This window comes from Pseudooceanicola algae (assembly GCF_003590145.2).
Classification (GTDB): domain Bacteria; phylum Pseudomonadota; class Alphaproteobacteria; order Rhodobacterales; family Rhodobacteraceae; genus Pseudooceanicola; species Pseudooceanicola algae.
Genome location: NZ_CP060436.1, coordinates 2,095,264 through 2,118,680, shown reverse-complemented (window position 1 = coordinate 2,118,680; position 23,417 = coordinate 2,095,264). Strand labels below are relative to the sequence as shown.

The window sequence follows — 23,417 nt, the reverse complement described above, 5'->3', positions numbered from 1 at the left end:
TCACCGGCGCGCGGGCACTGTGCATTGACACCGCCCGCAATTCGGTTTTGATCGTTGGTTCTTCATGTGGCCCTGCGGTCGCTGATCCAGAACAAGACGCGGAGCTCCCCTCATGTCCATTCCCCAAACCGGCGGCGGTCCGATCGAACGCCATGAGCAAATGGCGGAATACCTCGCCGAGGGCTGCAAGCCCAAGGAAGACTGGCGGATCGGCACCGAGCACGAGAAGTTCGGCTATTGCAAGGACAGCCTGAAGCCGCTGCCCTACGAGGGCGCGCGGTCGATCGAGGCCGTGCTGGAAGGGCTGCGCGACCGCTATGGCTGGGCGCCGGTGACAGAGGGCGGCAAGCTGATCGGCCTGACCAAGGACGACGCCAACGTCAGCCTTGAACCGGGCGGGGCGCTGGAATTGTCCGGTGCGCCGCTGGAGACCATTCACCAGACCTGTGACGAGGTGAACATCCACCTGCGCGAAGTGAAGGACATCGCCGACGAGATCGGCGTCGGCTTCATCGGTCTTGGGGCTGCGCCGATCTGGCAGCACGACGAGATGCCGCTGATGCCCAAGGGCCGCTACAAGCTGATGGACAGCTACATGCAGAAGGTCGGCACGGCTGGCCAGACCATGATGCGGCGCACCTGCACGGTGCAGGTCAACCTCGACTTCGGGTCCGAGGCGGACATGGTGCAGAAGATGCGGGTGGCCATCGCCCTGCAACCCGTGGCGACGGCGCTGTTTGCCAATTCACCCTTCTTCGAGGGCAAGCCCAATGGCATGAAAAGCTATCGCAGTTGGGTCTGGCGGCACCTGGACGACGCGCGCACCGGCATGGTGCCCTTTGTCTTCGACGAGGGCTTCGGGTTTGAACGCTGGGTTGAATATGCGCTCGATGTGCCGATGTATTTCGTTTACCGCGATGGCAAATACATCGACGCGCTCGGCCAGTCTTTCCGTGATTTCCTGAAGGGTCAGCTGCCTGCGCTGCCGGGGGAATATCCGACGCTCAGCGATTGGGCGGACCACCTGACGACCCTGTTCCCCGAAGCCCGCCTGAAGAAATTCATCGAGATGCGCGGCGCCGATGGCGGCCCCTGGCGACGTCTTTGCGCCCTGCCGGCCTTCTGGGTCGGGCTCACCTACGACCAAGGGGCGCTCGACGCGGCATGGGACCTGGTGAAGGGCTGGACCCCGGCGCAGCGCGAAGCCATGCGGGTTGCCGCCGCCGATCAGGGCCTGCAGGCCAGCATCGACGGGCTGAAGATGCACGACCTTGCGCGCGAGGTTCTGAGCATCGCCGAAGCGGGCCTGAAGGCGCGCGCCCGCCCCGGTGCCGGTGGCCTGATCCCGGACGAGACCCATTTCCTGAACGCCCTGCATGAAAGCGTCGACAGCGGCAAGGTCCTGTCCGACGAGCTGATGGAGCAATACGCCGGTCCCTGGGGTGGCGACGTGACACGGATCTTCGGCGATTACAGCTACTGACCCATGGTCGGGTGAGGTGAGGCAGAAAAAATGGGGCAGGGACCGGTGATGGTCTCTGCCCCTTTTGCTTGCGGTGGTGAATGAAATCAGACCGGCGCGGGTTCGGGAACGCCCTTGCCGCCAAGCGGGTCGGCGCCAAAGCGGTTCGGGCCGTCGGTGCCCTTCATTGCCATCCAGATGAGAAGGATGATCGTGCCGATCACGGGGATCACCGCAAGCAGCAGCCACCATGCGGACTTGTCGCGGTCATGCAGGCGCCGCCCGCCGACGCAGATCGCCGGCAACAATACGACCAGCCCGAAGATGATGCTCAGGATATCGATCAGGCTGAACCCCGAGGCCTCCGCACCCAGGATCGCGAACAGGACGTTCACACCCCATGTAAACAGGAGAAACCACCAATATTCCGACCGCGCGGCGCGGCCCGATATGGTGGCATATTTGGAAAAGACGGTGCGGATGGAGTCGGCGAAAGTCATGGACGGTATCTCCCTGGACCGGTTCTGAAGGCTCTTACTTCTTGCCGATCTTGGGTTCCTGGCCCGCGATCAACCGCGAGATGTTCGTCCGGTGGCGAATAAAAATCAACAGGGCAAGCAGGATGCAGAGCACGACGGTCTCTTCCCGGCCAAGCAGAACGGCCCAGACGGGGCTGAGTGCCGCCGCCACCAGCGCCGAAAGAGAGGAATAGCGCAGCAGTGCCGCCGTCACGGCCCAGGTCGCGCAGCAGGCCAGGCCAAGCGGCCAGAACAGGGCCAGCAGCGTACCGATGTAGGTCGCAACGCCCTTGCCGCCCTGAAAGCGCAGCCAGACCGGAAAACAATGCCCCAGGAATGCGGCGAAACCGGCCAGTTGCACCGCGTCCTCGGGCGCCACGGCCCGTGCAATCAGAACCGCCGCCGCCCCCTTGCCGCTATCGAGGATCAGGGTTGCCAGCGCCGCAGGCTTGTTGCCGGTGCGCAGCACATTGGTGGCGCCGATATTGCCGGACCCGATCTGACGCAGATCGCCCAGCCCGAGCGCACGGGTGATGACAATCCCGAAGGGCACCGAGCCCAGAAGATAGCCCAGCACCGCCGCCAGCCCAAGGATCAGGGGCGCCGAGGTCAGCGCGGGCAGCAGGCTCATGGCTTGTCCCCAAAGACCTGCACCCCGTTGACCCAGGTGGCGCGGACGCGGCCCTGCATCCGGGCGGAATCAAAGGGGGTGTTCTTGGATTTCGACTTCATCTTGAAGCGGTCCAGCACGAAGGGCGCATCCGGGTCGAACAGCACCAGATCCGCCGGGGCGCCTTTTGCCAGCCGCCCGCAATCAAGGCCGAGCCGCTTGGCGGGGTTCAGCGACAGGGCGCGGAACAGCACCGGCAGGCTCAGATCTCCGGCATGAACCAGGCGCATCGCCGCCGGCAGCAGGGTTTCCAGCGCCACCGCGCCGGAGGCAGCTTCTTCAAACGGCAGGCGCTTGCTTTCCTCGTCCTGCGGCGTGTGCATGGACGAGATGATGTCGATCAACCCGCTGGCGACGGCGGCGACCACGGCCTTGCGGTCCTCTTCGGCGCGCAGGGGCGGCTTCACCTTGAAGAAGGTGCGGTAGTCGGCCACGTCGTATTCGTTCAGCGTCAGGTGGTGGATCGACACGCCCGCCGTGATGTCCAGCCCGTTGGCCTTGGCCCGTTCCAGCGGCGGCAGGGCGCGGGCGGTGGTCACCTGGTCGAAATGATAGCTGGCCCCGGTCATTTCCAGCAACGAGATATCGCGGTCGATCCCCATCCGCTCCGCCATGGGCGAGGCCGCGGGCAGGGCGCGCAGCGCGGCGAACTTGCCCGTGGTGGCGCAGGCGCCTGCGGACAGGCCCGGCTCCTGGATATGCCCGATGACCAGCGCGCCACGGGCGCGGGCATAGGTCAGGGCGCGGCTCAGGACCTTGGTGTCGGTGATGACGTGGTCGCAATCGGAAAAGGCGACCGCGCCAGCATCCAGCAGGAACCCGATCTCGGTCATCACGCGGCCTTCGCGGCCCCGCGTCAGGGCGGCCATGTGCAGCACCTTGACCGGAGAATCCTCGCGCGCGCGGCGCGAGACGAATTCCAGGGTTTCGGGGTTGTCGATTGGCGGGTCGGTGTCGGGACGGGTGACGATGGTGGTTACCCCGCCTGCCGCAGCCGAGGCCCCGGCGGTACCAAAGCTTTCCTTGTGGCGTTCGCCGGGCTCGCAGACCTTCACCCCGATATCGACGATCCCCGGTGCCAGGCACAGCCCCCGGCAATCGATGACCTCCCCGGCGAGGGTGGCTTCGGCCTCGGCCCCGGTTGCCAGGATCTTTCCGCCCCCGATCAGCAGGCTGCCCGGCTCTTCGGTCCCGGCTTCGGGGTCGATCAGGCGCGCATTGCTCAGAAGGAAGGTCGTCAGCGGTTGGGTCATGGGGGGCCTTCGTCGGGATGCTCTACCTGCCCGCTATAAACCAAGATTTCCGCCTCTGGTAGGCGCGAAATAACGGCCCCTGACAGCCAGGGCCCCGCCTAGAGCAGCCAGAGCCCCAGAGCCAGAAGCGCCAGCACCATCCCGATCCCCAGCACCAGCATGGCCAGCCAGGCCATGCTGCGCGGCGTCGGTCCTGCGGGGGGCACCGATGTCGGCCCTCCGATGCCCGAGGCCGCGACAGCCCTAAGCGGTGTCAGCCCTATGGGCTGGCGCGGCGCATCGTAGCGCCCCACAAGGGAGAGCCCGCGCGACATCTGCAGGATACGCGGCTCCCCCTCAAGGAAGCGGGGACGCAGCAGCACGACAGGCCCTTGCAGGGCTTCCAGTGTGGCGCGGTCGGCGTTCACGGATTTTGCCTCCAGACCCATGCCGTCGATCAGGTAGGTGGCCAGCCCGACGCCTTCGAGGTCGCTCGGGTTGATCAGATCCACCGCGCCGGCTTCGGTTTCCGGCAGGCCCAGCAGGCGGGCGAGGGTGGGGCCGGTGCCGCCCTCCAGCCGCTCGGGCGCCAGCAGGGCGGCCATGGCGGGGGCTTCGGGATCGGCGGCCAGCACGAAGACCGCGTCGCGGTCGGCGGGCTGAAGGCCCAGCTTTTCGATGTTGGGGTCACGGGTGGCCATGGTGAGTCCTTTCCTGGACGCTGCCGTTCCCGCGGCAGGCCGTCAGGGGATCAACCGTTCAGGGGGCATCCCGGTTCCCCTGGCAGGCCCGGCCTTGCCCAGTCATGCCTTACCCGATCATGCCTTGCCCAGTCATGCCTCGCCCGATCAGAGGCCGCCCGATCAGAGGCCGCCCGATCAGGGGCCGCCGGCAGCGCGCGGGCCTCAGGCGGCTTCGGTGCGGCGGGCTTTCAGGTTGCGGGCCAGCAGTTCCATCGCCGCCATGCGCACGGCGACACCCATTTCCACCTGGTCCTGAATGACCGACCGGTTGATGTCGTCGGCGATGGTCCCGTCGATCTCGACCCCGCGATTCATCGGGCCGGGGTGCATGACGATGGCATCTTCGGCGGCGCAGGCCAGCTTGGCCTCGTCGAGCCCGTAGCGGTGGTAATATTCGCGCTCCGACGGGATGAAGCCGCCGTCCATGCGTTCCTTCTGAAGTCGCAGCATCATAACCACATCGGCACCTTGCAGGCCTTCCTGCATGTCCTCGTAGACCTCGCAGCCGAGTTCCCCAAAGGCCGAGGGCACAAGGGTCGGCGGCCCGATCAGACGCACGCGGTTTTCCATCTTGTGCAGCAGCATCATGTTGGACCGCGCGACCCGGCTATGGGCGATGTCGCCGCAGATCGCCACGGTCAGCCGGTGCAGCCGCCCCTTCCTGCGCCGGATGGTCAGCGCGTCCAGAAGCGCCTGCGTCGGGTGTTCATGCCGCCCGTCGCCCGCGTTCAGTACCGCGCAATTGACCTTCTGGCTCAGCAGGTCGGCGGCGCCGGAATGGGGATGGCGCACCACCAGAAGATCCGGGTGCATGGCGTTGATCGTCAGGGCCGTGTCGATCAGCGTCTCGCCTTTCTTGATGGAAGACGCCTCCATCGCCATGTTCATCACATGGGCGCCAAGACGCTTGCCCGCGATCTCGAAGCTCGACTGCGTGCGGGTCGAGTTTTCGAAGAACATGTTGACCTGGGTCAGCCCCTTCAGGGCATCGGCATCCTTGGCTTCTGACCGGTTCAGCGTCACGTAATCATCCGCCAGGTCCAGGATCGCGGTGATCTCGTCCGGGGCGAGGGGCTCTATGCCCAGCAGGTGGTTCTGGCGAAAACTCATGACATGCCTCCGGTTCGTCCTGGCCCCGCTTATAGGCGCGGGCGGGGGCAGGCCACAAGCGGCGCTTCCGCCCCGGCGCGGCGGGCGTTAGGGTGCGGCCATGGATACGGGCATGGAATCGGCACTCGACTGGGATCTGGCGCGCAGCCTGCTGGAATGGCAGGTCGAGATGGGCGTGGACGAAGCCATTGGGGATGCCCCGGTGAACCGGTTCGAGGTCACGCCCGAACCCAGCCGCAAGGTCGCGGCGCACAAGCCCGGCGATCCCCCCCGCGAACGGGTTGAGGTCGATGCGGTCGACGTCGCGCGCATCGCCGCCGAAGGCGCCCGCAGCCTCGATGCACTGCGCGAGGCCCTGGCGACCTATGAGCATTGCGAGTTGCGCAATGGCGCGCGCAATCTGGTGTTCAGCGATGGCCAGCCCGGCGCGCGGGTGATGATCCTGGGCGAGGCGCCGGGCCGCGAAGAAGACCGCGAAGGGACACCCTTTGTCGGTCCTGAGGGCGCGCTGCTGAACAAGATGCTCGCGGCGATCGGCCTGTCGCGGGACGCCGAAGACCTGCGCGACGCAGTCTATATCGCCAATGTGCTGCCTTGGCGCCCGCCGCAAAACCGCGATCCCCGCCCCGAGGAAATCGCGATGCTGCAACCGTTTCTGCAAAAACACGTGGCGCTGGCCCGGCCCGAGGTTCTGGTGTTGATGGGCAATACCCCCTGTCAGGCGGTGCTGGGCAAACGCGGCATCCTGAAGCTGCGTGGTCAGTGGGGCGAGGCCTTTGGCCTGCCGGTGCTGCCGATGGCACATCCCGCCAGCCTGCTGGGCCAGCCCGAGTCCAAGCGCGAGGCCTGGGCCGACCTGCTGTCGTTGCGCGCCAAATTGGGCTCGCGGTCTGCCGGCGCGCCTGCTTCCGGAACGGGAAAGGCCGGCTGATGGATCTGATGCCGGTCGATCTGCTGGTCCTGCTGACATTTATCCCGGCGGCGCTGGCGCTGAACCTGACACCGGGGGCGGACATGATGTTCTGCGCCGGGCAGGGGCTGCGCGCCGGGCCTGCCGCAGGCTGGCGTGCCAGTGCGGGCGTGGCGGTCGGCGGGATGACCCATGCGCTGATCGCCGGGCTGGGCGTCGGCGCGCTGGTCGCGACCCACCCTGTCGCCTTCGAGGTCATTCGCTGGTTCGGCGCGGGCTACCTGCTGTGGTTGGCGGTGCAGATCCTGCGCGCGGGCGTTGGCGGCGAAGGACCGGCGGCCAAACCCGCGAAACCCTTTCGCGACGGGCTGCTGGTCAATCTGACCAACCCCAAGGTGATCCTGTTCATCCTGGCCTTCGTGCCGCAGTTCATTGACCCCGCCCGCCCCGTGCTGGCGCAATTCCTGGCCTTCGGGGCCGTTCTGGCCGCCGGGGGCTTTTTCATCAACGGGCTGGCCGGGGCGCTGGCCGGACGATTGCAGACCCGGCTTGCCCGACGCGACGGCAGCGGCAAGGCCGGACGCTGGATTGTCCGCATTTCGGCCGGAATCTTTGCCACCCTTGCCCTGCGCCTGGTCCTGATCGACCGTAGCTGACCCTTGCCGGAGCCCGCCATGACCCAGAAAACGCCCCAGCCGACAGCGACCAATCACCGCGCCTTCGTGCCCGTGCGCATCGCGGTTCTGACGGTCAGCGACAGCCGCAGCCTGGCTGAGGATCGCTCCGGCGATACGCTGGTGGCGCGGATCGCGGCGGCCGGGCACCTGCTGGCGGACCGCCGGTTGCTGCCCGATGACCGGGCCGAAATCGCGGATCAGTTGCGTGCCTGGGTGGCCGATCCGGGCGTCGACGTGGTGATCTCGACCGGGGGGACGGGGCTGACGGGACGCGATGTCACCGTTGAGGCGCATCGCGATGTCTACGAAAAGGAAATCGACGCCTTCGGGACGGTCTTTACCATCGTCTCGATGCAGAAGATCGGCACCTCGGCGGTGCAAAGTCGTGCAACCGGTGGGGTTGCGGGGGGTACCTACCTTTTTGCCCTTCCCGGAAGCACCGGCGCCTGCAAGGATGGCTGGGATGAAATCCTGGTCAAGCAGCTCGACTACCGCCACGCGCCCTGTAATTTCGTCGAGATCATGCCGCGTCTCGATGAGCATCTGCGGCGCAAATGATACCGCTATCATAACGGTTTTGTGGCTTGGCTGGATGAATGCACGCCACGATGATGCGATCTTTGGATGTATCATCCCATCGGGGACCGAACGGATGTATTGCGGATGAGATTTCTTGCCAGAAGCCTTTCCGGCCTGTTGTTGCTGTCGGTGACGCTTGGCCTGCTGGCGCTTGCCGGCAGCCTGGTGCAGCGCGCCGTGCAGGATCGCCTGGCGCGGGCACCTTTCGTGCCCCCGGCGCGCGAACGGGTCTTTGCAGTCAACGTGATCACGGCGCGCGCCCAGCAGATCGCCCCGGTGCTGACTGTCTTCGGCGAAATCCGCAGCCGCCGCACGCTGGACATCCGCGCCTCGGCCGCCGGAACGCTGGTGACGCTGGCTCCGGATTTCCGCGAAGGCGGAGACGTGAAACAGGGGCAGGTGCTGCTGGAAATCGACCCCACCCAGGCCCAAAGCGCGCTTGACCGGGCCGAGGCCGATCTGGCCGACGCCCTGGCCGAGGCGCGGGATGCCGAGCGCGGTCTTGTCATCGCGATGGATACGCTGACGGCGTCGCGGGATCAGGCCGGTATCCGGGAACGCGCCTTTGATCGCCAGACGCAACTGGTCGAACGCGGCATCGGGTCCGCCACATCGGTCGAGATCGCCGAGCTTGCCGCCGCCGCGGCCCGCCAGTCGGTGCTGTCGGCGCGCAGTGATCTGGCCCAGGCCGAGGCGCGGATCGACAGCGCCGCCACTGCCCTGTCCCGCGCCCGGATCGTGCGCGAAGACGCGGCACGGGATCTGGCCGATACGGTGATCCGCGCGGGCTTTGACGGCACGCTGTCGGGTGTCACCCTTGTCCAGGGCCGCCTGCTTTCGGAAAACGAAGTCCTCGCCCAACTGGTCGACCCCGACGCGCTGGAGGTCGCCTTCCGCGTTTCGACCGGGCAATACACCCGGCTGCTGGACCCGGATGGCCGCCTGCTGCGCCTGCCCGTCGAGGTGGCGCTGGAAAGCTTCGGCTCGGCCCTGACCGCCGTCGGAGAGATCAGCCGCGACAGTGCCGCCGTGGGCGAAGGGCTGACCGGGCGGTTGATCCTGGCCACCTTGGGTCGCGCCCAGGGGCTGAAGCCCGGCGATTTCGTCACCGTGCGGGTGCAGGAAAACCCGATTTCGGATGTGATCAGCCTGCCCGCCACCGCCATTGACGCCGCCGGCACCGTGCTGGTGGTCGGCCCCGACAACCGCCTGTCGGTGATGCCCGTCACCATTGAACGGCGTCAGGGCGACGCGGTGCTGGTGCGCGGGCCTGACCTTGACGGTCAAGAGGTCGTGACCGAACGCACCCCGCTTCTGGGTGCAGGTATCCTCGTGCGTCCCAACCGCGCCGAAGCCGCCGAGGCCGCGTCGGTTGCGACCGAGGTTATTGCGCTGTCGCCCGAACAACGCGCCCGGCTGGTCGCCTTTGTCGAGGCCAACAGCTTTCTTCCCGACGCGGTAAAGACCCGGATGCTGGGTCAGCTTGAACAGGCCGAGGTCCCGGCCGAGATGGTGCAGCGGCTGGAAAGCCGGATGGGGGGGTAGGACATGCGCGGCGTTCCGGGACGGGCCACGGGCCTGCTGAGCTATTTCACCCGGCATCGCACGGCGGCCAATCTGCTGCTGGTGCTGATGCTGGGCGCCGGGATCGCCGCCCTGCCGCAGATGCGGGCGCAGTATTTCCCGGACGTGATCGTCGACGACATCCGCGTCACCGTAAACTGGGACGGGGCAGGGGCTGAAGACGTCGACCGCGCCATCGTGCAGCTTCTGGAACCGGCACTGCTGACGGTCGAAGGCGTGGCGGAATCCGAGGCCAATTCCATCGAAGGCCGCGCCCGGATAGAGCTGGAGTTCGAACCTGGCTGGGACATGGGCCGCGCCGGGGATGACGTGCAGGCCGCAATCGACGGGGTCACCAACCTGCCCGAAGACGCCGATCTGCCCGAGATCCGCCGCACCGCCTGGCGCGACCGGGTAACGGATGTGATCCTGACCGGCCCGGTGGGGGTCGACCAGCTGGCCCGCTTTGCCGATGAATTCACCGCCCGCCTTTTCGCCGAAGGCGTCACCCGCAGCACCATTCGCGGGTTGGCCGCCCCGCGCACGGTGATCGAGGTCCCCTCGCTCAGCCTCGTGACCCATGACGTGACGCTGGAACAGATCGCCACGGCCATCGGGGCCGAGGTCGATGGCAATCCGGCTGGCGACGTGGCGGGGGCCAATGCGCGGGTCCGAACGGGCACGGCGAAACGGACCGCTGACGAGATTTCGAGGATCGTGCTGCGCTCGAACGACGACGGCTCGGCCCTGATGGTCGGGGACGTGGCGCGTATCCGTGTCGAGGGTGTCGACCGCGAGCGCACCTATTTCGTGGGCGAAAACCCGGCGATCTCGATCCGGGTGGACCGCTCGGACAAGGGCGATGCGATCCGAATTCAGGAACAGGTCGAAAAGGTCGCGGCCGAGATGCAGGCGACCTTGCCGGCGGGCACCACGCTGGACCTGATCCGCACGCGGGCCGAAAGTATTTCCGGGCGGATCGACCTGTTGCTGGCCAATGGCGCAACGGGGCTGTTGCTGGTGGTGGGGCTGCTGTTCCTGTTCCTGAACGCCCGCGCAGCGATCTGGGTCGCCGTCGGTATTCCGGTGTCTATGCTGACGGCCATCGCGCTGATGTATGCCTTCGGGCTGACGCTGAACATGATTTCGATCTTCGCGCTGATCATCACCCTTGGGATCGTTGTCGATGATGCCATCGTGGTCGCGGAATATGCCGACAGCCAGGTGCGGCGCCGGGGCTTCGGTCCGATCGAGGCCGCTGAATCCGCTGCCGGACGCATGGCCATGCCGGTGTTTTCTGCCACCCTGACCACGGTGATCGCCTTCTTCGGTCTGACGGTCATCGAAGGGCGATTCGGTGACATGATCGCCGACATTCCCTTTACGGTCATCACCGTGCTGATCGCCTCGCTGGTGGAATGCTTCCTGATCCTGCCCAATCACATGAGCCACGCCCTGGCCCACGCGGGCGGGCGGCGCTGGTACGACCAGCCGTCGTATTATTTCAACCTCGGGTTCGACATGGTGCGTCGCCGCCTGTTCCGCCCCATGATGGCCGGGGTGATCCGGGCGCGCTATCCGGTGCTGGCGCTGGTCGTCGTGGTGCTGGCCAGCCAGGTGGCGCTGTTCATCCGGGGCGATCTGCAATGGCGCTTCTTCAACGCGCCCGAACAGGGATCGGTGACCGGCAACTTCATGATGGCGCCGGGCGCCGGGCGGGCCGAATCCCTTGCCATGATGCGCGAGATCCAGCGCGCCACGGATGCGGTCGCCGCTGATTACGAGGCCCGCTACGGGGTCAATCCGATCGCCTATGTGATCGCCGAGATCGGGGGTAATTCCGGCGCCGACCTTGCCGGATCGGACAGCAAGGACCCCGAGCAGCTTGGGTCCGTCACCATCGAGATGGTCGATGCGGATCTGCGCCCCTATTCCAGCTTCGCTTTCGTCGCCGACCTGCAAGAGGCCGTGCAGGCCCATCCGATGGCCGAGGTCGTTTCCTTCCGGGGCTGGCGGTCGGGACCGGGCGGAGATGCCCTGGACGTGCAGTTCCACGGGGGCACGGCCGATACGCTGAAGGCGGCCTCGGAACGGCTGAAATCGGAATTGCTGCGCTATCCGGAGGTTTCGGCGGTCGAGGACAACCTGTCCTACGACAAGGAAGAGCTGATCCTGGACCTGACCCCGCAGGGCCAGGCGCTTGGCTTCACCATCGACCAGCTTGGCCGGGTGCTGCGCCACCGTCTGAACGGGCTCGAGGCCGCGACCTATCCCGACGGGCCGCGCAGCGCCGAGATCCGGGTCGAACTGCCCGAAGCCGAACTGACGGCGGATTTCCTGGAACGGATGTTGCTGCGCAGCCCCAGCGGCACCTATGTCCCGCTGGCCGATATCGTCCGGGTCCAGCAGCGCAGCGGGTTTTCCACCGTGCGGCGGGAAAACGGGTTGCGGGTTATCTCGGTCACCGGCGACATTTCAGAAGACGATCCGGCCCGCGCGCAGGAGATCATCCATGCGCTGGAGACCGAGATCCTGCCGACCATCGCCAGCGAAATGCAGATCGAATTCCGCCTCTCCGGTCTTGCCGAACAGGAGGATGATTTCCTGAACGATGCGCTGCGCGGCATGGTGATGGTGCTGGCCGGGATCTATCTTGTGCTGGCCTGGGTGTTTTCCAGCTGGACGCGGCCGCTGGTGGTCATGGCGATCATCCCCTTCGGGCTGGTCGGCACCTTCTATGGCCATGCGATCTGGGATGTACCGCTGTCGATGTTCACGGTGGTCGGCATGCTGGGCATGACCGGGATCATCATCAACGATTCCATCGTGCTGGTGACGACCATCGACGAATATGCCGCCGAACGGGGTCTTGTCCCGTCGATCATCGACGGGGCGGCGGACCGGCTGCGCCCGGTTGTGCTGACCACGCTGACCACGGTGCTGGGGCTGGCGCCGCTGCTCTACGAACGCTCCAGCCAGGCGCAGTTCCTGAAGCCGACAGTGATCACACTGGTCTACGGGCTGGGCTTCGGCATGGTGCTGGTGCTGCTGGTGGTCCCCGCGCTGGTCGCGATGCAGAACGATCTGTCGCGGATGCAACTGGCCCTGCGCCGGGCGCTGCGCAGTCGTCGGGCCATCGGCATGCGGCGGTTGTCGCGCGCCGGGCTGGCACTGATGCTGGTCTGGTTCGCGGCAACGCTGGGGGTGGCGATCTGGCAAGGCGCGCTCTGGTCGGCGCTGATTGGCGCGCTGCCCGCCCTTGCCGCGCTGCCGGTGATGAGCGCGGCCCTGCTGGCCTTCCTGACGGGTATGCTGCTGGTGATCGGCCTGCTGCTCGCAATCGGGATCGTCATGCAGATGCGCGCCCGGCCTGCGCCACAGGGCTGACAGGAGGCGCGCCGTCCGGGGGCCGTCTTGAAATCGGGGGCAGGGCGGTCAGACCAGCCTGCCAAACCGCTTAGGGTCGCAGTCAGCCGGCGCTGCATCCGGTGATTTCCACTGCGTGATCGCCGCCCAGTACCGTGATGCGCAATTGCGAGCGGTCCAGCAGCATCGGCCCACCGTTCAGCAGCGTCGCACGGGCGATCAGCGTGTCGCCTTCCCGCCGGGTGACCGCATCGGTGATGAACATTTCCGGCTGCGGCAGCTCGAAAACAGCCGTTTCATCCTGTCCGGCAGAAGGCAGGGTCAGCCGTGCTTCGATCCCGACGCCGTTCTGCTGCGGCTCGAACCGGCAGGTGGCGCGGGTCAGGCGGGCTTCCTTGGCGGTAAAGGGACGGGAGGCAAGGGCGGCGACGATGGCCGGATCACGGCCGGATTTCTGGCGCGACAGATCGGCCGAAACCTCAAGGCTCAGCGGCACACAGACCGTTTCGCAGATACCAAGGTGGATCTGGCCCGACAGGTGCACATCTTCCGACGGATCGCCGGGCGTTATCTTCAGCGGCAGCACGACGCGATGCTTGTACCCGATGGAGCGCATGCCGCTGAGCTCGAAGATCTCGGGGTTGGGCCAGATGACTTCGACCATTTGGGTGTTGCCCGAACGGGTCCAGTCGAAACTGGGCGGGATGCCGGCACTGCCGGGTTGGCGCCAGTAGGTCTTCCAGCCATCGGCGAGGTCAAGTTCCAGCCCGGCCATATGGGTGCCGTCTGCGGCCCGCCAGCCGGGAAGCAGCCGGGCAGAGATATACTCGGCATAGGGATTGGCCGCCGCCGAAAGCGCCGAAAGGGACAGGGCCGTGGCAAGCGCCACCATGCGGAAGGGGAATGTCATGGCTTACTGATGCCCCCCTGCCGGTAAAAATCCAATTCACAAAGCGGCGATGGCTGCGCGATTTACCCTCGCTGACGCGCGGTTGCATCTTTCAGGTTGATTGCGCCGCAAATGCGCATCACTCTGTCCCTGTCCGAAACATGCAGCAACCTCCGGAGCTCCATTTTGGCGGAACCCTTCGATCTCACAGGCAAGATCCTGATGGCCATGCCGGCCATGGAGGATCCCCGCTTTGCCAATTCGGTCATCCTGCTCTGTGCCCATTCCGACGACGGGGCCATGGGGTTGATGGTCAACAAGCCGGTGGACCGCATGGTGAAGGCCGACCTGTTCGAGCAGCTTGGCGTGGAAGGTTGCGCCGAGGCACTGGCCGGCCGGGTCCATTCCGGTGGCCCGGTGGAACGCGAGCGCGGTTTCGTCCTGCATTCCGCCGATTACGATTCCGCCCTGTCCAGCCTCGACGTGAGCGAAGACCTGAGGATGACCGCGACGCTGGATATCCTCGAAGACATCGCCATGGGCGACGGCCCGCGTCGGGTGCTGTTTGCGCTTGGCTATTGCGGCTGGGGCCCGGGGCAACTGGAGGCCGAGATCGGCCAGAATGGCTGGCTGATCGGCGCGGCGGACACCGAGACGATATTCGGCGTCGATGATGCCCGCAAATGGACCCGTGCGCTGGCCGAAGAAGGGTTGGATCCGCTGGTCCTGTCCGGGGTTGCCGGCCGGGCGTGACGTCCTTGGGCCGCGGGCGGGCTAGTCGCGCGGTGCGGCGGCCCGGCGTAGCCGATCGTTGATCGCCTGCCCAAGTCCGGTTTCGGGGATCGGCGCCACGGCGATGGAGTCGGCACCCCTGTCATCCAGCACATGCATCAGGCGAAACAGGTTGGCCGCCGCTTCGGTCAGGTCACCGGCGGGGGACAGGTTCAGCCCGGTTTCTTCAGATGTCCGCCCCGAATCAGGGCCGAAACCAAGGTAGGTTTCGCCGGGGCGCGGCGCAGATGCATTCAAGCGCAGGGTCCCGCGCGGTGCGTAGTGGGACAGCATCTGGCCGGGGGATTCGATGCCGGAGCCATCCGCTTCGGTCTGCGTCAGGCTGTCCTGCCCAAGGCACGCGGCGATCTGTGCGGCGGGGATGCCGCCCGGGCGCAACAACCGTGCCGCGCCCGCTGCATCCACCGCGACGATGGTCGATTCCACGCCGACACGGCACGGTCCGCCATCCAGCACGGCCGCGATCCGGCCACCCAGGCCATCGACCACATGCTGCGCCTCTGTCGGGCTGATCCGACCCGACGGGTTGGCGGAGGGCGCCGCAAGCGGTCTGCCGACGCGGGCGATCAGCCCGCGCGCCAGTGGATGGGCGGGAATGCGGATCGCCAGGGTCGGCAACCCGGCCGTCACCAGCGCCGAGACCCGCGCGCCCGGTTTCAGCGGCAATACAAGGGTCAGGGGACCGGGCCAGAAGGCGGCGGCCAGATCCCCGGCAGGGCCCGGCATTTCCACGAGGCTGCGCGCCATGTCGAGGTCCACGACATGGGCGATCAGCGGGTTGAAGGAGGGGCGGCCCTTGGCGGCGTAGATCGCGGCGACCGCATGGTCATCAGTGGCGTCCCCGGCCAGGCCATAGACGGTTTCGGTCGGCATCGCGACAAGTTGCCCGGCGCGCAGCATCGCGGCGGCCGCGTCCAGCGCGGCGTCGCTGGCGTCAAGAAGGCGGGTCTGGACCATATCGTCTTTCCGCGTGACGTCGCCCCGTCGGAAATTCGTGACGCGGCGTTCAGGTTGATAGGCGAAGCGACCGGGGTACGGTATCACTTCGGATGGGGGTGCCATAGCGCGGCGGCCCCGTCTTGCCAAGCTGGCCGGCCCCTGAACGACCGCAAGGGGCCAGCGCGGGACTGGCGCGACAGATTGCATTCGCCCCACCGGCGGCCAGGCGGGCATTGCCCGCACCGGCCCGGGACAAGGGCTCAAACGACCCGGCCCAGCTGACCTGCCATGGCCACGGAGGAGACAAGACCATGCCGTTTCGCGCGCCCATTGGGGAATTCCGCTTTCTTTTCGACCATGTGATCGGGTTTGACGGCATCGCCGCCTCGGACCGCTTTGCCGAAGCCTCGCCCGACACGGTCGATGCCATCCTGGTCGAGATCGGCCGCCTGGCCCAGGATGTATGGGCGCCCCTGCAACGCTCCGGCGATCTTGATCCGGCGCGGATGGAAAACGGTGCGGTGCGCTGCTCAAAGGGCTTTGCCGAAGGGTTCCGCGCCCTGGCCGATGGTGGCTGGCTGGGCCTGTCCGCACCCGAAGCCCATGGCGGCATGGACCTGCCCGTCACCCTGACCAGCGCGATGAACGACATGCTGTCGGCGGCCTGCCTGTCGCTGGGGCTGAACCCGCTGCTGACCCAGGGCCAGGTCGAAGCGTTGGCGCATCATGCCTCGGATGACATCCGGGCGATGTACCTGCCGCGCCTGATCTCGGGGGAGTGGACCGGGACGATGAACCTGACCGAACCGCAGGCCGGGTCCGACGTGGGGGCTTTGCGCAGCCGCGCCGAACCGCTGGAGGATGGAACCTACGCGGTTTCGGGGCAGAAGATCTATATTTCCTGGGGGGATCACGATTTCGGCGGCAATGTCTGCCACCTGGTGCTGGCGCGGTTGCCGGAGGCCCCGGCGGGGACCCGTGGGATCAGCCTGTTTCTGGTGCCGAAATACCTGCCGAACGAAGATGGCTCGCTTGGGGCGGCCAACAGCCTGCGGGTGGTAAGCCTCGAGCACAAGACGGGCCTGCACGGATCGCCCACGGCGGTGATGGAATACGACCGCGCAACCGGCTGGCTGGTCGGGGCCCCGCACAAGGGCATGGCGGCGATGTTCACGATGATGAACAACGCCCGGCTCGGTGTCGGCATCCAGGGCATCGGCGCCGCCGAGGGCGCCTATCAGCAGGCGCTGGCCTTTGCGCAGGAGCGCACTCAGGGCCGCACCGTGCTGGAGGGCAAGCCGGGGGCCACCGGGGCCATCGCGGACCACGCCGACGTGCGCCGGATGCTGGCTACCATGCGCGCCGATATCTTTACCGCCCGCGCCATCGCCCTGAGCTGTGCCGCAGCCATCGACATGGCCGAGGCCACGGGCGAGGCCGCTTGGTCTGCCCGCGCCGCCTTCCTGACGCCGATCGCCAAGGCCTTTGGCACCGAAACCGGGATGCGGGTGTCGGAAACCGGTGTTCAGGTCCATGGGGGCATGGGCTTCATCGAGGAAACCGGAGCCTCGCAATTCTACCGCGACGTGCGGGTCACGGCGATCTACGAGGGCACCAATGGCATCCAGTCGATGGACCTTGTGGGCCGCAAGCTGGCCGATGGGGGCGAGGCCGCCTTTGCCCTGATAGACGAGATGCAGGCCCTGGCCGAAGCCGGGCGCGGCGATTTCGACGCCCTGGCAGAGCCGCTCTGGCAGGGAGTCGAGACCCTGCGCGAGGCGACGGAATGGATGGTCTCGCAAGACGACGTGAACCGCCGTTTTGCCGGATCGATGCCCTACCTGATGGGCTTTGCCCGTGTCTTTGGTGGTTTTGCCCACCTCAAGGCCGCGATGGCCGAGGGCGGCAATGGGCCGCGCTCGCGTCTTGCGGCCTTCTACATCGCGCGTCTGCTGCCTGAACATGTCGGCCTGCTGAGCCATGCGGTCGTCGGGGACGCGGATCTTTACGCGCTCAGCCTCGAGGATCTCGGGGCGTGACCCAGTTGGGCCCGATCCGCTTTCCATGGGAAGTCCCGCCCGCCTTTGGGACCCCTGTCGAGGTTGCGCCGGGCCTGCTGTGGATCCGCCTGCCGATGCCGATGGCGCTGGATCACGTCAATGTCTACGCGCTGGATGACGGGGACGGCTGGACGCTGGTCGACACCGGGCTGAACACGCCGCAGACGATCGAGATCTGGCAGGATCTGCTGGATGGTCCGCTGGCCGCCAAGCCTGTGCGTCGCATCCTGCTGACCCATCATCATCCGGACCACTGCGGGATGGTCGGCTGGTTCCAGCAGCGCGGGGCCGAGCTTGTCACCTCTCGCACGGCATGGCTGATGGCGCGGATGCTGCTGCTGGACGAACAGGACCGCCCGGTGCCCGAGGCGCTGCGCTTCTGGGAACGCGCCGGGATGAGCCCCGAGCAGATCGCAAAGCGCGCCGGGGAACGTCCGTTCAATTTCGCGGATGTTGTGCAGCCGATCCCGGTCGGTTTCACCCGCTTGCAGGATGGTGACAGCTTTCACGCCGGGGGGCGGGATTGGGACGTGCGGGTCGGCCACGGCCATGCGCCCGAACATCTGACCCTGTGGTCCCGCGACGACAATCTGGTGCTGGGCGGGGATCAGCTTTTGCCCGGCATCAGCCCCAATATCGGGGTCCACCCCACCGAACCGGGGGCCGATCCGCTGGGCGAATGGCTGACGGCGACGGCGCGGTTTGCCGAGGTGGCGCGGGAAGACCAGCTTGTGCTGGGCGGTCACAACCTGCCTTTCACGGGGCTGCCGATCCGGCTGCGCCAGATGGCGGAGAACCACCATTCCGCGCTGGACCGCCTGCGCGCCCTGCTGACCGAGCCGCAGGTGGCTGTCGATTGCTTTCCGGTGTTGTTCAAGCGGCGCATAAATGCCGGAACCTTCGGCCTGGCCCTTGCCGAAACCGTCGCGCACCTAAATTATCTTTACAGGCGCGGGCAGATCACCCGTCGCCTGCGCGCCGATGGCGCCTGGCTTTGGCAGATAGCGGACGGGGCATAGCAGATCCCCCGGCCCGGACGGACAAACCGTTCCGGGGCACCGCGACGAGGGGAAGACGCGATGATGGATAACAAGGTCGACACCAGCGCGGAGCACGCCGAAAACGCGGTCCTGTCCTGTCGCCGCCACGAGGTGCGCACCGATGGCGCCCCCACGGGCGAGGAACCTGAACAGGTCATCGACCGACCGCTGGCCACCAAGAGCCCGGCCGCCTGGGCCTATGAACGCTTGGTGCTGTATATCCAGAGCTTCGAAGAGACCCTTGATAGCGAACAAGAGGTCGCCATGGGCTTTGCCGGGGGCGATGCGGGCGTACTGAAGATCGAAGGCATGGGCTTTTTCGACCCGGATATCGTGACCTTCTACGGCACCGACACCGAGGGGCGCAAAACCCAACTGATCCAGCACGTGACCCAATTGTCGGTGATGCTGCGCGCCCTGCCCAAGCAGCCCGAACAGGCCGCCCCGCGCCGCATCGGCTTCCAGTTGCGCGCCGACCTGGAACGCAGCCAGGGATGAATGGTCGCAAGGTGCGTGTAACCGGGTGACATGGCTGTTTCGATCCGGTATTTGCAGGGAAACCCAACGTTGTTGAAGGACAGGCAGCATGGCTGAGCACAAGCACGGCGAAATGGATATCTCGACCCAGGAATCGACCTTTGACGGGTTCATCCGCGCCTCGGCAATCGTGGCCGGAGTGTCGATCTTCGTTCTGGTCTTCCTGGCGATCTTCAACAGTTGACCGCGGACGACCCCGGTATCGCCGGTGTTTGCCCGAACATGGCGCAGGTGAATGCGGGCGGGCTGCTGTCCGCTGATCCTGTGCAGAAGGACCATCCCATCCGGTAGCATCGCATTCGCCCGATGGCCCGATCCGGCGACGCAGTTTTCCTGACAATCCGTCACGTTTTCAAGCCGGGGTGGCACAAGCTGTCTGCCCGGCCCGGCCCCTGCGGAGGTTCCCATGCCACGCCTGTTCACGATTCTCGCAGCGCTGACACTGGGCATCACCCTGTCGGCCTGCGCCCCCGGTCCTGCACCTGTCGATGTGCCGACCTCTGGCGATGCGGTTACGCGGGGGCCCTGGCATGATGACGAGGCACCGTCGCTGACGCTGGTGACCGTGCGCAACAACAGCACGGGCAATGGCGGTCATACGGCGCTGAAGATCGTCGCTGAGGAAACCGTGATCTTTGATCCGGCCGGATCCTTTCACCATGAACAGATCCGCCGCGAAGGCGATGTGCTGATCGGTATCGATCCCACCTGGTGGGAGGCCTACAAGAGCATGCATGCCCGCGAGACCTTCAACGTCCTGACCCAGCGGGTCGAGGTGTCACCCGAAGTTGCCTCTCGCGCACTGGCACTGGCAAAGGCGCGGGGGCGGGTCGGCTCGGCCTATTGCGCCAATTCGACGTCCAGCATCCTGCGCCAGTTGCCGGGGTTTGAATCCATCGGCGTGACCTTCTTTCCGGTCACCCTGTCGGATGAATTCGCCGACCTGACCGGGGTCGAGGGAACGGTGCTCTACGAAGATTTCACGCCGCCCGGCTCTGTCGCGGAGACCCCTTCGCCGGCCACTGGCAGCTAGGTCAGCCCAGCACCCAAAGCATCAGATACAGCGTCGCGGCCCCGCCGATGATGGCGGCCAGGGTGTTTCGGAACCACAACCCGATGCCGAAGGTGGTAAGCGCCGCCAGCAGGCGCGCCATGTCGAAGCTGCCGTCGGTGCCGGCGGGCCAGACCACCATCGGGGTGACCAGCGCCGGCAGCACGGCCACGGCGGTGTAACGCAGGTGCCGCATCAGCCATACCGGCATTGGCCGGCTGCCTATGATGCCGAGAAAGACGAAGCGCAGCAGGTAGCTGCCGATGCCAAGCCCGATGATGACAATCCAGAGATCGCTGCGGTCGATCATTTGCGCTTCTCCATCATGACCTCGACCTGGGCCCCGGTCATCATCCCGGCAATCGCGGCCAGGATCAGCCCGCCGTTATAGGGCACCCAGGCCAGCGCCAGGGACAGGATGACGGCGACCAGGCAGGCCATGATATGCGCCAGGCTGCGCATCATCGGGGCCACCATGGCGATGAAGGTGATCGGAGCGGCGAAATCCAGCGCCAGGGCAGGGGGGATCGCGCTGCCCACAAGGGCGCCGACCACCGTCGCGATATACCAGGGCACGATGATAGGAGAGACCACGCCAAAGAAATAGCTCATCCTCTGGCGGATGCTCCAGGCGGGGTTCTGTTCGTATGCCTGGACTGCGCAACCATAGCTTTGGTCGATAATCAGATAGGCGGCCAGCGCCCGCTGCCACAGCGGCGCAGCCCCCATGTAGGGCGTCAGAGAAGCCGAATACATCGCCATCCGCAGATTGACCGCCAGCGCCGAGGCCAGGGCGATGAACACCGGCGCCCCATCCTGAAGCAGCGAAAGAGACGCGAATTGCGCGGCGCCCGCGATCACGGCCACGGAATAGAAAAGCGACTCGAATACATTCAGCCCGGCTTCGGTCGCCACCACGCCGAAGAGCATGGCGAAGGGCACGACGACCAGCAGGAAGGGCGCGCCATCCCGGACGCCGCGCCAATAGGTCGGTTTCTCGCTGGCCTCGGCCGGGGTGTCTGCGTAAGTTGTCATGTAGCGCATCTACCGCCAAGCCATGGCGGTGGCAATCGGGTCCTGCGCACAGCCCGGACTGCAAACATGCAAGGGTGCAAGCGGCCTTTCGAGATTGTCCGGGGGCGCGGCCGATGCGTCCTGAAACAGGAGGAACCTGATGGAAATCCGGGGTGTCATCCTTGCGGGGGGCGAGGCCCGTCGCATGGGCGGCGGCGACAAGGGGCTGCTGAGTTTCGGCTCCGGTTGCCTGCTGGATGCGGTGATCGCGCGGTTTGACCCGCAGGTGGCGGATCTGGCGATCAACGCCAATGGCGATGCGACCCGTCTGGCACGTTTCGGCTTGCCGGTGCTGGCCGACAGCACGGCGCAGCCGGCGGGACCACTCGGTGGGGTTCTGGCGGCATTGGACTGGGCGGCGGCGACAGGGGGCGACAGGGTGGTGACAGTCGCCGCCGACACGCCGTTCCTGCCCGCGGACCTGGTGCCGCAACTGTTTCTGGCGGCCGAAATGGCGGGCTGCGATTGCGCCATTGCCGCCAGTGCGGATGCAGGCGGCGAGATCCGGGACCATCCGACCTTTGGCCTCTGGCCCGTGTCACAGCGCGACGCCCTGCGTGCGGCACTGGAGGGCGGTTTGCGCCGGATGCGGGATTGGGCCTTGCCGGAACGGACAGCGCGGGCGGTGTTTCCCTCCGACCGGGGGGACCCGTTCTTCAATATCAACCGGCCCGAAGACCTTGACCGGGCGCGGACCCTTCTGGCGGGCCGGGAACCGTCAATGTGACCGAAGCCCGGTCTCGACCAGCATGTCGCGGTTCTTGGCCTCGTAGTAATAGCCCTTGGCGTACCATCCGACTGCCGTATCAAGGTCGCCATCCGACACCAGCCAGGCGCCGCGCAGGTACTTGACCGCGTATTTCAGGTTGGTCTCGGCATCCAGAAGATCCGTCGATTGCCCCTGAAAGCCCATCGAGCGGGCCGTGGCCGGCAGGATCTGCATCAGCCCGTAATAGGGACCGTTGCGGGCGGTGGGGCGATGGGTGCTTTCGCGGATCACCACCTTCTGGACCAGCTTCACAGGCACCTGATACAGCGCGGAGTATCTCTCGATAAGATGGCGCAGCTGAGGTGTCTCATTCGGATAGAGCGGTGCGGGGTCGACGAAGGCCATCGAGGCGCGGCTTGCCGAAGGTTCGCTTCCCTGTCCGCCGGAACAGGCGAGGATGGGAAAGCACAATGCCAATGCTGCAAGCCGTGTCCACCGCATGGACCATCTCCGGAACTGTTTCGCTGCAATTGCCTTATGCGAAAAAGCCTTTTCGGCAAATGAACGGATTCCGCGATCGGCAGAAGACTGCCGGTCAACCAAGGGTTACAGGGCAGATCCACCACGCCGGGTGCCGCGCGGCAAGGATACCTGCCGCTTTTTCCGCCATTTCGCGGTCCGGGAACAGGGCAAAGCAACTGGCGCCCGATCCCGACATGCGCGCCAGAAGGCACCCCGGCAGCGCGTCGAGGGCCGCGAGGGCCGTGCCTATTTCGGGGGCACAGGACAGCGCGGCGGATTGCAGATCGTTGCGCTGTTCCCTGAGCCAGGTGGCGGTTTCCGCCGGGGTTTGCAGGCCTCGGGGGATGTCGTCCATCGCCCCGTTGTGGCGGCGTTTCAGGGCGGAAAAGACCTGAGGCGTGGACAGGGCGACGCCGGGATTGATCAAAAGCGCGGGCAGGGGCGGCAGGGGCGGGACCGGGGAAATACGCTCTCCGACGCCCTGCATGCGGGCGGGGCGGTTGAACAGGCAGACGGGCAGATCGGCGCCGATGCGTTCCGGGTTTTCCAGCGGGGCCGCGCCGGTCATCTGCTGAAGTCCACGCAGGACGGCGGCGGCATCCGCCGTGCCCCCACCCAGACCGGCGGCATTTGGCAGGTGCTTTTCCAGCGTGATCGCGACCGGAATACCCGCCGCCCGCGCCGCGCGCAGGCAAAGGTTTCGGTCATCCTCGGGGACGCCCGCACGGCGGGGGCCAGTGACACGCAGGCTGAAGTCCGGGGCGGGGGCCAGCGAGACCTGATCACCTGCATCGGCAAAGACCACCAGGCTGTCGAGGCTGTGATAGCCGTCTGCCCGCTGCCCGGTCACATGCAGTGCCAAATTGACCTTGGCCGGAGCCAGCAGGGTCAGCCCGGCCTGCGCATCCGGGAAAACGGCGCGGGACTGCGCGGTCGAAGAAGCCATGGCTGTCATCCTGAAATTCGCGCGCCGG

Annotated in this window: 24 protein-coding genes; 13 read left to right on the top strand and 11 right to left on the bottom strand. The window is 66.4% G+C overall.

What is annotated here, in order from left to right; translation table 11 throughout:
- Window positions 1-112: 112 nt before the first annotated feature.
- Window positions 113-1,483 (top strand): glutamate--cysteine ligase, encoded by a 1,371-nt coding sequence (locus tag PSAL_RS09835; RefSeq protein WP_119837870.1) that lies wholly within the window; start codon window positions 113-115, stop codon window positions 1,481-1,483.
- An 86-nt stretch (window positions 1,484-1,569) separates the two neighbouring features.
- On the opposite strand, the gene PSAL_RS09830 is transcribed toward PSAL_RS09835, so the two are convergent.
- From PSAL_RS09830 to PSAL_RS09810, 5 genes are all read right to left on the bottom strand, one after another.
- On the bottom strand, window positions 1,570-1,962 hold the full coding sequence (locus PSAL_RS09830) for a DUF805 domain-containing protein (protein WP_119837869.1): 393 nt from the start codon (window positions 1,960-1,962) through the stop codon (window positions 1,570-1,572).
- Window positions 1,963-1,996: 34 nt separating this feature from the next.
- The gene (gene plsY / locus PSAL_RS09825; RefSeq protein WP_408004211.1) at window positions 1,997-2,602 is read right to left on the bottom strand and encodes a glycerol-3-phosphate 1-O-acyltransferase PlsY; all 606 of its coding nucleotides are present in this window, start codon (window positions 2,600-2,602) and stop codon (window positions 1,997-1,999) included.
- Window positions 2,603-2,607: 5 nt separating this feature from the next.
- Window positions 2,608-3,903 (bottom strand): dihydroorotase, encoded by a 1,296-nt coding sequence (gene pyrC, locus PSAL_RS09820; protein WP_408004181.1) that lies wholly within the window; start codon window positions 3,901-3,903, stop codon window positions 2,608-2,610.
- A 98-nt stretch (window positions 3,904-4,001) separates the two neighbouring features.
- Window positions 4,002-4,583, bottom strand: coding sequence for a hypothetical protein (locus tag PSAL_RS09815; RefSeq protein ID WP_119837867.1), 582 nt, complete (start codon window positions 4,581-4,583; stop codon window positions 4,002-4,004).
- A gap of 204 nt (window positions 4,584-4,787) precedes the next feature.
- Window positions 4,788-5,735 carry an aspartate carbamoyltransferase catalytic subunit gene (locus tag PSAL_RS09810; RefSeq protein ID WP_119837866.1) on the bottom strand — a complete coding sequence of 316 codons (948 nt, stop codon included), beginning with the start codon at window positions 5,733-5,735 and terminating at the stop codon, window positions 4,788-4,790.
- Window positions 5,736-5,847: 112 nt separating this feature from the next.
- Here PSAL_RS09810 and PSAL_RS09805 point away from each other — a divergent pair, with 112 nt between their 5' ends.
- From PSAL_RS09805 to PSAL_RS09785, 5 genes are all read left to right on the top strand, one after another.
- A complete protein-coding gene (locus tag PSAL_RS09805) occupies window positions 5,848-6,666 on the top strand; it encodes a uracil-DNA glycosylase (protein WP_119837915.1) in 819 nt (272 codons plus the stop codon).
- Between the two features lie 8 nt (window positions 6,667-6,674).
- The gene (locus tag PSAL_RS09800; protein WP_119837914.1) at window positions 6,675-7,301 is read left to right on the top strand and encodes a LysE family translocator; all 627 of its coding nucleotides are present in this window, start codon (window positions 6,675-6,677) and stop codon (window positions 7,299-7,301) included.
- An 18-nt stretch (window positions 7,302-7,319) separates the two neighbouring features.
- Window positions 7,320-7,880, top strand: a complete 561-nt coding sequence (gene moaB / locus PSAL_RS09795; RefSeq protein ID WP_119837865.1) for a molybdenum cofactor biosynthesis protein B — start codon at window positions 7,320-7,322, stop codon at window positions 7,878-7,880.
- 105 nt (window positions 7,881-7,985) lie between these two features.
- Window positions 7,986-9,446 (top strand): efflux RND transporter periplasmic adaptor subunit, encoded by a 1,461-nt coding sequence (locus tag PSAL_RS09790; RefSeq protein WP_119837864.1) that lies wholly within the window; start codon window positions 7,986-7,988, stop codon window positions 9,444-9,446.
- 3 nt (window positions 9,447-9,449) lie between these two features.
- Window positions 9,450-12,851 (top strand): efflux RND transporter permease subunit, encoded by a 3,402-nt coding sequence (locus tag PSAL_RS09785; protein WP_119837863.1) that lies wholly within the window; start codon window positions 9,450-9,452, stop codon window positions 12,849-12,851.
- 82 nt (window positions 12,852-12,933) lie between these two features.
- On the opposite strand, the gene PSAL_RS09780 is transcribed toward PSAL_RS09785, so the two are convergent.
- Window positions 12,934-13,740 carry a protein-disulfide reductase DsbD domain-containing protein gene (locus tag PSAL_RS09780; protein WP_119837862.1) on the bottom strand — a complete coding sequence of 269 codons (807 nt, stop codon included), beginning with the start codon at window positions 13,738-13,740 and terminating at the stop codon, window positions 12,934-12,936.
- 201 nt (window positions 13,741-13,941) lie between these two features.
- On the opposite strand from PSAL_RS09780, the gene PSAL_RS09775 reads away from it, so the two are divergent.
- A complete protein-coding gene (locus PSAL_RS09775) occupies window positions 13,942-14,472 on the top strand; it encodes a YqgE/AlgH family protein (protein ID WP_231388683.1) in 531 nt (176 codons plus the stop codon).
- A gap of 21 nt (window positions 14,473-14,493) precedes the next feature.
- Here the strand turns inward: PSAL_RS09775 and PSAL_RS09770 are convergent, their stop codons facing one another.
- Window positions 14,494-15,468 carry an L-threonylcarbamoyladenylate synthase gene (locus PSAL_RS09770; protein ID WP_119837860.1) on the bottom strand — a complete coding sequence of 325 codons (975 nt, stop codon included), beginning with the start codon at window positions 15,466-15,468 and terminating at the stop codon, window positions 14,494-14,496.
- A 293-nt stretch (window positions 15,469-15,761) separates the two neighbouring features.
- Between PSAL_RS09770 and PSAL_RS09765 the strand changes: the two genes are divergently transcribed.
- The 5 genes from PSAL_RS09765 to PSAL_RS09745 all read left to right on the top strand — a co-directional run bounded on the left by PSAL_RS09765 (window position 15,762) and on the right by PSAL_RS09745 (window position 20,120).
- On the top strand, window positions 15,762-17,489 hold the full coding sequence (locus PSAL_RS09765; RefSeq protein WP_119837859.1) for an acyl-CoA dehydrogenase: 1,728 nt from the start codon (window positions 15,762-15,764) through the stop codon (window positions 17,487-17,489).
- The gene (locus PSAL_RS09760) at window positions 17,486-18,529 is read left to right on the top strand and encodes an MBL fold metallo-hydrolase (RefSeq protein ID WP_231388480.1); all 1,044 of its coding nucleotides are present in this window, start codon (window positions 17,486-17,488) and stop codon (window positions 18,527-18,529) included. Before PSAL_RS09765 ends, PSAL_RS09760 begins: the two co-directional genes overlap by 4 nt.
- A gap of 63 nt (window positions 18,530-18,592) precedes the next feature.
- On the top strand, window positions 18,593-19,048 hold the full coding sequence (locus PSAL_RS09755) for a hypothetical protein (RefSeq protein ID WP_119837858.1): 456 nt from the start codon (window positions 18,593-18,595) through the stop codon (window positions 19,046-19,048).
- An 88-nt stretch (window positions 19,049-19,136) separates the two neighbouring features.
- Window positions 19,137-19,271 carry an aa3-type cytochrome c oxidase subunit IV gene (locus PSAL_RS09750; RefSeq protein WP_119837857.1) on the top strand — a complete coding sequence of 45 codons (135 nt, stop codon included), beginning with the start codon at window positions 19,137-19,139 and terminating at the stop codon, window positions 19,269-19,271.
- Between the two features lie 222 nt (window positions 19,272-19,493).
- The gene (locus PSAL_RS09745; protein ID WP_119837856.1) at window positions 19,494-20,120 is read left to right on the top strand and encodes a hypothetical protein; all 627 of its coding nucleotides are present in this window, start codon (window positions 19,494-19,496) and stop codon (window positions 20,118-20,120) included.
- Between the two features lies 1 nt (window position 20,121).
- Here the strand turns inward: PSAL_RS09745 and PSAL_RS09740 are convergent, their stop codons facing one another.
- A complete protein-coding gene (locus PSAL_RS09740; protein WP_119837855.1) occupies window positions 20,122-20,448 on the bottom strand; it encodes an AzlD domain-containing protein in 327 nt (108 codons plus the stop codon).
- Window positions 20,445-21,173, bottom strand: a complete 729-nt coding sequence (locus PSAL_RS09735; RefSeq protein ID WP_119837912.1) for an AzlC family ABC transporter permease — start codon at window positions 21,171-21,173, stop codon at window positions 20,445-20,447. Before PSAL_RS09735 ends, PSAL_RS09740 begins: the two co-directional genes overlap by 4 nt.
- A gap of 139 nt (window positions 21,174-21,312) precedes the next feature.
- Between PSAL_RS09735 and mobA the strand changes: the two genes are divergently transcribed.
- Window positions 21,313-21,939, top strand: coding sequence for a molybdenum cofactor guanylyltransferase MobA (mobA, locus tag PSAL_RS09730; RefSeq protein WP_408004180.1), 627 nt, complete (start codon window positions 21,313-21,315; stop codon window positions 21,937-21,939).
- Here mobA and PSAL_RS09725 read toward each other — a convergent pair.
- Both PSAL_RS09725 and PSAL_RS09720 read right to left on the bottom strand, forming a co-directional pair.
- Window positions 21,931-22,422, bottom strand: a complete 492-nt coding sequence (locus tag PSAL_RS09725; RefSeq protein ID WP_119837853.1) for a lytic transglycosylase domain-containing protein — start codon at window positions 22,420-22,422, stop codon at window positions 21,931-21,933. The two genes, mobA and PSAL_RS09725, sit on opposite strands and share 9 nt — an antisense overlap.
- Window positions 22,423-22,516: 94 nt before the next feature.
- Complete coding sequence (locus tag PSAL_RS09720; protein WP_119837852.1) at window positions 22,517-23,389, bottom strand: 4-(cytidine 5'-diphospho)-2-C-methyl-D-erythritol kinase; 873 nt, start codon at window positions 23,387-23,389, stop codon at window positions 22,517-22,519.
- Window positions 23,390-23,417 lie beyond the last annotated feature (28 nt).